At 59.6% G+C, this 2,442-nt stretch carries 2 protein-coding genes; both read left to right on the top strand.

The features are described 5' to 3' along the window. The first annotated feature begins 288 nt into the window (after window positions 1-288). Window positions 289-1,068, top strand: coding sequence for an ABC transporter substrate-binding protein (locus F8N49_RS27230; RefSeq protein WP_071172858.1), 780 nt, complete (start codon window positions 289-291; stop codon window positions 1,066-1,068). A gap of 199 nt (window positions 1,069-1,267) precedes the next feature. After that, window positions 1,268-2,380, top strand: a complete 1,113-nt coding sequence (locus F8N49_RS27225; RefSeq protein ID WP_151553272.1) for a succinylglutamate desuccinylase/aspartoacylase family protein — start codon at window positions 1,268-1,270, stop codon at window positions 2,378-2,380. Window positions 2,381-2,442: the final 62 nt, after the last annotated feature.

Below are 2,442 nucleotides of genomic sequence, written 5' to 3'. Positions count from 1 at the left end.
TCAAAAAAACAAGATCAAAAGATCGCAGCCTCCGGCAGCTCCTACAGGAGGATCGGCGTTTCTTGCTCTGAAAACAGTCTTGTCCTACAGCCTTCGCACCACCACGGCGCACGCGTTTACCCTCGTCAATGCGTGCGCCGATGTTCTGTAAGTAATTGTCGCTTAAAAACAATTGCCTCCGTGCGCGCCGCCATAGACTGCCGGCCACGTCGGTTTTTGCCGTTAGAACGCCATGACCGAACGCTGACTCGAAAGCTGCCAATAAAAGCCTCCGCACGGGAGTAATAAATGAAAAAGCTAGTGATGTTCGGTGCCCTGGCACTGTCGATGTTGTCCCTGACCGCCGTGGCCGAAGACGCCAAGCCGATCCGCATCGGTATCGAAGCCGGGTACCCGCCATTCTCGATGAAAACCCCTGACGGCAAACTCACTGGTTTTGACGTGGACATCGGTGACGCACTGTGCGCGCAGATGAAGGTTAAATGCACATGGGTCGAGCAAGAATTCGATGGTCTGATCCCGGCGCTGAAAGTGAAGAAGATCGACGCGATCCTGTCGTCGATGACCATCACTGACGATCGCAAGAAAAACGTCGATTTCACTATCAAGTACTACCACACCCCGGCACGTTTCGTGATGAAGGAAGGCTCGGGCGTGAAAGACCCGCTGACCGAACTCAAAGGCAAGAAAGTCGGCGTGCTGCGCGCCAGTACTCACGACCGTTACGCGACCGAAGTGCTGGTTCCGGCCGGGATCGAACTGACGCGCTACGGCTCGCAGCAGGAAGCCAACCTCGACATGGTGTCCGGGCGTATCGACGCGATGCTCGCTGACTCGGTCAACCTCAGCGACGGTTTCCTGAAAACCGACGCCGGCAAAGGCTTCGAATTCGTCGGCCCGACCTACGAAGATGCCAAGTACTTCGGCGGCGGCGCTGGCATCGCGGTGCGCAAGGGCGATACCGCACTGGCCGAGCAGTTCAACAAAGCCATCACCGAAATCCGCGCCAATGGCGAGTACAAGAAAGTCCAGGACAAGTACTTCGACTTTGACGTGTACGGCCATTAATACGCCGTGAAAAAAAGTGGCCCCGTTTGCGCGGTGGTCACTTTTTTTATGTTCTTTTATTGATGGAAATTATCTGTGGGAGCGAGCCTGCTCGCGAAAGCGGTCTGACATTCGACATCGTCATCGTCTGACCTGACGCATTCGCGAGCAGGCTCGCTCCCACAAGGATTTGCGTAATCCAGCTAATCAGGAGTTTTTCATGCAACGCATCGACCACGTTCTGCCCTGGAGCCATTTGGGCAGCGAGCGCTCCCTCAGCGTGTTCCGCTACGGCGCCGGCAGCCGCAAGGTGTACATTCAGGCCAGCCTGCACGCCGATGAACTGCCGGGCATGCGTACCGCGTGGGAACTCAAGCTGCGCTTGAACGAACTGGAACGGCAGGGCCGTTTGCAGGGCGTTATCGAACTGGTGCCGGTGGCCAATCCGATCGGCCTGGATCAGCATCTGCAAGGCAATCACATGGGCCGCTTCGAACTGGGCAGCGGCAAGAATTTCAACCGCGCATTCGTCGAACTCAGCGCCCCGGTCGCAGCGCTGGTTGGCGAGCGTCTGGGCGCGGGTGCCGAGGCCAACGTCGCCCTGATCCGCCAAGCCATGGCTCAGGTCTTCGAAGAATTGCCAGCGCCGGCATCGCAACTGGAAGCCTTGCACCGCTTGTTGCTGCGCCACGCCTGCGACGCCGACATCACCCTCGATCTGCATTGCGACTTCGACGCTGCGATTCACCTCTACGCGCTGCCGCAACACTGGCCGCAATGGCAATCGCTGGCGGCGCGGTTGCAGGCCGGCGTCGCGTTGCTCTGCGAGGATTCCGGCGGCAGCTCATTCGATGAGTCGTGCTCGACGCCGTGGCTGCGTCTGGCCAAAGCATTCCCGGACGCGGCGATTCCGGCGGCGAATCTGGCGACGACGCTTGAGCTGGGCAGCATGGGCGACACCCGCGTCGATCAGGCTCAGGCCAATTGCGAAGCGATTCTGGGCTTTCTCGCCGAGCAGGGTTTCATCAGCGGCGACTGGCCGGCGGCGCCGAGCGAATGTTGTGAAGGTCTGCCGTTCGAAGGCACCGAATATCTGTTCGCCCCGCACCATGGCGTGGTCAGTTTCTTGCGCAATGCCGGCGAGTGGGTAGAGCAGGGCGATGCGCTGTTCGAAGTGGTTGACCCGTTGCAGGATCGCGTGACCACCGTGCGCGCCGGCACCAGCGGGGTGCTGTTCGCGATTGATCGCGGGCGTTATACCGAGCCGGGGGTCTGGCAGGCGAAAGTGGCGGGGCTGGTGCCGTTTCGTACCGGCAAGCTGACCAACGACTGATGGCTCTTCGCTGAATTTGCTGACCCCATCGCTGGCAAGCCAGCTCCCACAGGGTTGCGGTT

Origin of the sequence: Pseudomonas sp. GXM4, from assembly GCF_008923895.1 — a bacterium.
GTDB classification, from domain to species: domain Bacteria; phylum Pseudomonadota; class Gammaproteobacteria; order Pseudomonadales; family Pseudomonadaceae; genus Aquipseudomonas; species Aquipseudomonas atacamensis.
The sequence above is the reverse complement of the archived record's forward strand: the minus strand, read 5'-3'. Positions and strand labels throughout refer to the sequence as shown.

What these genes read in the sequence shown, in the direction of transcription:
- F8N49_RS27230 (WP_071172858.1), top strand. Translation starts at nt 289, where the DNA reads ATGAAAAAGCTAGTGATGTTCGGTGCCCTGGCACTGTCGATGTTGTCC.
- F8N49_RS27225 (WP_151553272.1), top strand. Translation starts at nt 1,268, where the DNA reads ATGCAACGCATCGACCACGTTCTGCCCTGGAGCCATTTGGGCAGCGAG.